Origin of the sequence: Clostridium sp. AF02-29 (assembly GCF_934835585.1) — a bacterium.
Classification (GTDB): Bacteria; Bacillota; Clostridia; order Lachnospirales; family Lachnospiraceae; genus Otoolea; species Otoolea fessa.
Genome location: NZ_CAKVZK010000059.1, coordinates 1 through 6,275 on the forward strand (window position 1 = coordinate 1; position 6,275 = coordinate 6,275).

Here is a 6,275-nt window from a genome sequence, read left to right on the forward strand (position 1 = left end):
TAAAAAATACTGCGTGAAACCGATTTTCCGGTTCCGCGCAGTATTTATTCTGATTCATTGACTAAATTATCACAATCAGTCTTTCTTTTCTTTCTCGTCGCTCTCATCCTCGAAGAAATCGTCGTCGAAATCATCATCGAAGTCGTCCTCGAAATCTTCCAGATAATCTGGAGTAAAGAAACGATATACGCCGTATGCAATCGCTGCAACTGCTGCTACAATACCGATAATGGCTAAAATCCAGAGAATACAGTTTTTCTGTTTCTCCTCTTCTTCTTTTCTGTGAAGGAATTCATTCAGTTTGGTTGCATTCATGATCTCTTCTACTCTGGAGAGCGCATCTTTGCTCATCATATCAAATTTATTCATACACTCCACATCCTTTCCCGCGTTTTGATCCGCAATTCTTGATTTTATTATACCATCTCTCAGCCGATTTTACTATATTTTTTATTGGATCTGGCGAAAATGTTTTAATACGGCATTACTGTTTTCGCATACGTGTACCGTAACAATACGGCAAACACGGTCTAACATTTCACCAGTTTTGCAAATGAAGCGAACATTTTTTTCACGCCCACGCGGTCAAAATTAACCGTCACCTCAAAATCCTTGCCGCCGTCCGCGATCTTCTGCACCGTTCCCTCGCCAAATTTGAGGTGGCGGACTCGGTCGCCCTCGCCGTAGGAAAGATGGTCGGCCTTCTGGACCGTAAATGCCTTGCCAAATGACGGTGCCGGGCTGGCTGGACGGCTGCTGGAACTATAAGCGCTCTTATATGGATCCAGCGTGCGGCTAGAACCAGCACTTCCGGAACCATTCACACCGCCCCAGCCGCTCATCCGGGCTGCGCCGCGCTCCCAGGCGGCATCGTTCTCTGAAAGAGGGTGTTTTCCAGACATTCCGCCAATCCGCACCCGATCGCCGTCTCCCGCGCCAGATACACCAAAGCTGCCCGTTGTCCAGCCAGAAGTCCCCGAATCTTCAAATCCGCGTCCGCCCCGGCTCATACCAGCAGCCCGTCCAAAGACGGTCGGCTGCTCTTCCTCGTCCAGAAGCTGCGGCGGAATCTCCTCGATGAAGCGGCTGACCTTCGCAAACCGCGTTTCTCCATTGACCATGCGCTGTCTCGCCGCCGTCAGCGTCAGTTCTTTCTCCGCACGGGTGATTCCGACATAGCAGAGACGTCGTTCTTCTTCGATGGCGTCCTTATCATCCGAAAAGATGGACATGCTGCTCGGAAACAGCCCGTCCTCCATGCCGCTTAAATAGACATACGGAAATTCCAGACCTTTTGCGCCGTGCAAAGTCATCAGGACAATCCTGTTTTCGGATTCGTCCAGACTATCTACATCCGCTACCAGCGCAACCTCCTCCAAAAATCCGTCCAGCGTCGGTTCCTCCGCCGTGCTCATATAGCCGGTTGCCTTATTAACCAGCTCTTCCACGTTCTGCAGACGTGTTTCTCCCTCGATCTCGCCTTCCGCCTCCAGATCCTTCTTATATCCCGTCTCTTCCAGAATCGCCTCGATAAGTTCCGGGAGCGAAAGGACCGAAAGCCGCGACCGGAAGTTTTCGATCTGCTCCGTAAACTTCTCGATCTTATCCGCCGCCTTGCCGATCGTCGGCACGCCGCGCACGCGCAGCAGCGCATCATAAAAGCTCATGCCATTGGCAGACGCATAGATCGTCACTTTTCCGATCGAGGTCGCACCGATGCCGCGCTTCGGCACATTGATAACTCGCTGAACCGCCAGATCATCGCGCCCATTCGCAATCGTCTTTAAATAGCAGAGAATATCCTTGATTTCCTTGCGCTGATAGAAATTGACGCCACCGACCAGCCGGTACGGAATGCTGTAATAAATACATTTTTCCTCCAGAAGACGCGACTGTGCATTGGTACGGTACAGCACGGCAAAATCCGAATATTCCGCATTTTTCTCTTCTTTCTCACGCTCAATATCACGGATAATGGCGTCTGCCTCCTCGTATGCCGTGTCATACTGACGGAAGCGCACCTTCGGTCCCTCGTCATTCGCCGTCCACAGCGTCTTGTCCTTTCTGCCGCGGTTGTGGCGGATCACCTCATTTGCCGCGTTCAGGATGCTCTGGGTGGAACGGTAGTTCTGCTCCAGCTTGATAACGCGTGCGCCCGGAAATGCTTTCTCAAAACTTAAAATATTTTCGATATTTGCCCCGCGGAATTTGTAGATCGACTGATCATCATCACCGACCACACAGATATTTCTGTACTTCTTTGCCAGCAGATCGACCAGCTTAAACTGTACAAGGTTCGTGTCCTGGTACTCGTCCACCATGATATACCGGAATTTATCCTGATAATATTCCAGCACATCCGCGTTTGCCTCGAAAAGTTCTACCGTTTTCACCAGCAGATCGTCGAAATCCAGGGCATTATTCTTCTTGAGTTCTTTCTGGTATTCCCGGTAAATCTGAGCAATCTTTTTCTCCCGGAAGTCCGCTCCCGCCTGCTGCTCAAACTCATCCGCCGTGATCCGGTCATTTTTCGCCGCAGAAATCCGTGACAGCACCGCCCGCTCCTTAAACTGCTTCGGATCCGCCTGCATTTTCTTGAGCACCTGCTTCATCAGCGTTTTCTGATCGTCGCCGTCATAGATAGTAAAATTCGTGTCATATCCCAGACGGTCGATAAACCGGCGCAGAATCCGAACGCAGCTCGAATGGAAAGTGCTGACCCAGATCGCCTCCGCGCCTTCCCCCACAATCTTATCCACACGCTCGCGCATCTCCGCCGCCGCTTTATTGGTAAATGTGATCGCCATGATATTCCACGGCGCCACCCGTTTTTCCTCGATTAAATACGCAATCCGGTGTGTCAGGACGCGCGTCTTTCCTGAACCGGCGCCTGCCAGAACCAGGAGTGGTCCCTCCGTGTGAAAAACCGCCTCCCGCTGCATCGGGTTAAGTGTGTCGTATTTGCTCATATATGTTTCGTTCCCTTCTATACTCTTATATAATCTATTTTTAATGACAAAAAGTATGTTCGAATACGCTCTAGTATAATCTATTTTCTCTTGGATGTCACGGAATTTTCATTGATTTTAAATTTCTCCTTGCTATCTGGTTTTCAAAACTATATAATATCACATAGAGAGTTCATGACAGCGGAAGCGCCAAAATCGCCTCCCTGTTTCGCATCTTTCGAATTTCAACGCAGCGAGGTACATACATGAAATCAAACGAAGAACGCCTGCAGGATCTGCTGGCTTATGTTGATAGTCTGACCCGGGTGCATCCATCGGAGATTCCCGGTATTGATTTATATATGGATCAGGTCACGACCTTCATGGACAGCCACCTGAACACTTCCAAATGGCTGGGCGAGGATAAGATCCTGACCAAAACCATGATCAATAACTATGCCAAAAATAACCTGCTGCCGCCGCCCGTCAAAAAACGCTACTCCAAGAATCATCTGCTGATGCTGATTCTGATTTATTATTTTAAAAATGTGATATCCTTTCGGGATATTGAACAGCTCTTCTCGCCCATCAGCGAGCACCACTTTTCCCATGGTTCCAGCCCGGAATTAGAAGAGCTTTACAACGAAATCTTTTCGCTGGAAAAAGGGCAGCGCAAGCGCTTGCAGGAAGACGTCATGGCAAAATTTGACGCCGCCAGCCAGACATTCAAGGACTATGACTGTGAAGACCGCGAGTATTTACAGCTGTTCGCCTTTATCAGTGAGCTGGCGTTTGATGTCTATCTGAAAAAACAGATGATTGAAATCCTGGCGGAACAGCTCCGGCAGGAGACACCGGTGAATCCGAAGAAAAAGAAATAGGCAGCACTTCCGCTGTACCGCCACACTCAAAAATAGGCTAAACAACAAAAATTTCAACCCATTGCACCATACACGATAAAAAAGACACTGGAATCACTTCCCCTTGTGGGAATTCTTTCAATGTCTTTTTTCTTTCATTTCTTTTTATCTTTCATTCAACCAGCTGCCAGCTCCTGGGACAATTCCACCCCAAGCCAAATTTGTCCATCTTTGGCAGGTTGGTTTGCTACACCTATGAAAGTACGCGCTTTATCTATCGTGCGTATATTCCTACTTCGTCTTACGCTTCCGTTTTCTCCGCCTCTTCCTGCTCTTTCACACGCGCAAATACCATATCATATCCGTCGCTTCCGTAATTTAAAGAACGGTTGACACGGCTGATCGTCGCTGTCGATGCGCCGGTCTTGTCCGCGATCTCCAGATATGTCTTCTTCTCGCGCAGCATCTTCGCTACTTCATATCTCTGGGAAAATGATAAAAGTTCATTAACTGTGCATACATCCTCGAAAAAGCTATAGCATTCGTCGGTATTTTTCAGTGTCAGAATCGCCTGGAACAGATGATCCACAGCTTCTGTTTTCAGTTTTTTATTCATAATGCAAGGCACCCCTTTTTAATATGTACTCCGAAAATATATTCATTTTTCCTTTTTTCTTATATTAACATATTAAAGTTTTAAAGTCTAGTATCTTGCCTATTTTTATGAATATTTTATTTTTCATCTGTTCACGCAATATACATTTATGCGAATCTGTCAAATCTTCTACAGCATAAACTTCTCCACCACATGAGCCACACCGTCGTCGTTGTTGGAATAGGTAATAAAGTCTGCAGCTTTCCGCACCGGAAGCACCGCATTCTCCATCGCTACGCCTAATCCGGCATACTGAATCATCGTGAGGTCGTTGTAGCCGTCCCCACAGGCAATCATCTGCTCACGCGAAAGCCCGATGTGAGAAAGAAGGCGCTCTAACGACTGTGCTTTATCGATGCCCCTCGGAAGCACCTCCAGGAAAAACGGCTCCGAACGGTAAACGCTGAAATTCTTCCCCATCGCCGCCTTGACGCGCGGCTCGACCATCGCCAGGTAGTCTCCATCCTCCATCATCAGGTATTTCGGTACCGGATACGTGATCGCAGCTTCCATGTCGTCCACCTGTACTAACTCCATGCTGTTGATCCGCGCTTCCAACTTTGCATAGAGACTGTCACTCTGGTTCGTCAGAAGCTTTGCCCCCGCCTCATCGTAACTCAAAAGCCCCACCTGTTCCTCCTCGGCCAGGCGTATAATCTTCTGATTCGCCTCCTGCGGCAGGGAACGGCTGAATATGATCTCGCCGGTTTTGCAGTTCGTGATCCTGCCTCCATTAAACGACAGAATATAACTGCCGTATTTTGCCAGCTCCAGCTCTCTCGCAAGCGGCAGCACCCCCGGCGTCGGACGCCCGGACGCCAGTACAATCTTCTTTCCGCGCTCCTGAAGCTCCATCAGACGCTGCTTCGTCTTTGGCGTAATCACCTTATCTCTGTTTGTTAAGGTTCCGTCCAGATCCAGGACGATAATCTCATAACTATGTTTTTCGGTCATATTTACTCCACATTCAAATCATACATACTATTACACGTATATACGATACTTGGAAAAGGTGAATTTGTCAATTAGCAACATGCCACATTACTTAATGCAAGGTATTCTGAACTCTTTTCTTTACAATCACAGGATCAAACGGTCGGATGATATAATCCGTGATTCCCATGTCATATGCTTTACGCATCGTATCAACCGGTTCTTCCGAAGAAATCATGATTACAGGAGTTCCCGTAATACACTGACTTTGGTTCATCCATTTCAAAACATCAAAGCCATTCATCTGTGACATATTGATGTCTAAAAGCATCCGATCAATTCCAACATTCTCTCCCAGCAGCTGAGTGACCTGACTTCCATTTTCTGCTTCCAGATAATCATATGTTTCTCCCAGAATTTCTTTCAACCTATCTCTGTTAAATTCCGCGTCATCTACAATCAGTATTTTTTTCTTTTATCCGTATTTTAATTTTCTATATATATGCAGTTTTTATGAAGTTCTAAACACCTGGTCAAAAACAGCAAGTATGGTTTTTATATCAATCGGTTTTGCAATATGTTGATCCATTCCTGCTTCTTTTGCTCTTATTCTGTCCTCTGTGAACGCATTTGCTGTCATTGCAATGATCGGTATCGCCTTAGCATCCTTTCTATCCATGGAACGAATCGTCTTTGCTGCTTCATAACCATTCATAACCGGCATCATGATATCCATAAGAATCGCATCAAATTCACCGGGTTCACTTTTTTTGAATCGTTCAACGGCTTCCTGCCCATTCCATGCCTTAGTCACGACAGCACCTTCATTCTGAAGCACAAATTCAGCAATTTCCATGTTCAGCTCATTATCTTCTGCCA

The 6,275-nt window shown here is 47.1% G+C and carries 7 protein-coding genes; 1 reads left to right on the forward strand and 6 read right to left on the reverse strand.

All coding sequences use genetic code 11. The features are described from left to right. Positions 1–75 precede the first annotated feature (75 nt). Together PUQ60_RS11100 and PUQ60_RS11105 are read right to left on the reverse strand one after the other, a co-directional pair. Positions 76–369: a hypothetical protein gene (locus PUQ60_RS11100; protein ID WP_022359751.1), complete on the reverse strand. Its 294-nt coding sequence runs from the start codon at positions 367–369 to the stop codon at positions 76–78. 161 nt (positions 370–530) lie between these two features. Beyond that, positions 531–2,969, reverse strand: a complete 2,439-nt coding sequence (locus PUQ60_RS11105; RefSeq protein WP_273381386.1) for a UvrD-helicase domain-containing protein — start codon at positions 2,967–2,969, stop codon at positions 531–533. Between the two features lie 245 nt (positions 2,970–3,214). On the opposite strand from PUQ60_RS11105, the gene PUQ60_RS11110 reads away from it, so the two are divergent. After that, positions 3,215–3,829, forward strand: a complete 615-nt coding sequence (locus PUQ60_RS11110; RefSeq protein WP_022359749.1) for a DUF1836 domain-containing protein — start codon at positions 3,215–3,217, stop codon at positions 3,827–3,829. A 280-nt stretch (positions 3,830–4,109) separates the two neighbouring features. Here the strand turns inward: PUQ60_RS11110 and PUQ60_RS11115 are convergent, their stop codons facing one another. From PUQ60_RS11115 to PUQ60_RS11130, 4 genes are all read right to left on the reverse strand, one after another. Beyond that, positions 4,110–4,424 (reverse strand): YerC/YecD family TrpR-related protein, encoded by a 315-nt coding sequence (locus tag PUQ60_RS11115; RefSeq protein ID WP_022359748.1) that lies wholly within the window; start codon positions 4,422–4,424, stop codon positions 4,110–4,112. 168 nt (positions 4,425–4,592) lie between these two features. Further along, positions 4,593–5,417 (reverse strand): Cof-type HAD-IIB family hydrolase, encoded by an 825-nt coding sequence (locus PUQ60_RS11120; protein ID WP_273381383.1) that lies wholly within the window; start codon positions 5,415–5,417, stop codon positions 4,593–4,595. Positions 5,418–5,508: 91 nt separating this feature from the next. Continuing rightward, positions 5,509–5,862, reverse strand: a complete 354-nt coding sequence (locus tag PUQ60_RS11125; protein WP_337955621.1) for a response regulator — start codon at positions 5,860–5,862, stop codon at positions 5,509–5,511. A gap of 45 nt (positions 5,863–5,907) precedes the next feature. Continuing rightward, positions 5,908–6,275: response regulator (locus tag PUQ60_RS11130; RefSeq protein WP_273483002.1), on the reverse strand; the 368-nt coding region annotated here is incomplete at its 5' end.

Bases quoted from the DNA above. Each gene is read 5' to 3' on its own strand.
- PUQ60_RS11110 (WP_022359749.1), top strand. From the start codon at position 3,215: ATGAAATCAAACGAAGAACGCCTGCAGGATCTGCTGGCTTATGTTGAT.
- PUQ60_RS11105 (WP_273381386.1), bottom strand. From the start codon at position 2,969: ATGAGCAAATACGACACACTTAACCCGATGCAGCGGGAGGCGGTTTTT.
- PUQ60_RS11115 (WP_022359748.1), bottom strand. From the start codon at position 4,424: ATGAATAAAAAACTGAAAACAGAAGCTGTGGATCATCTGTTCCAGGCG.
- PUQ60_RS11120 (WP_273381383.1), bottom strand. From the start codon at position 5,417: ATGACCGAAAAACATAGTTATGAGATTATCGTCCTGGATCTGGACGGA.
- PUQ60_RS11100 (WP_022359751.1), bottom strand. From the start codon at position 369: ATGAATAAATTTGATATGATGAGCAAAGATGCGCTCTCCAGAGTAGAA.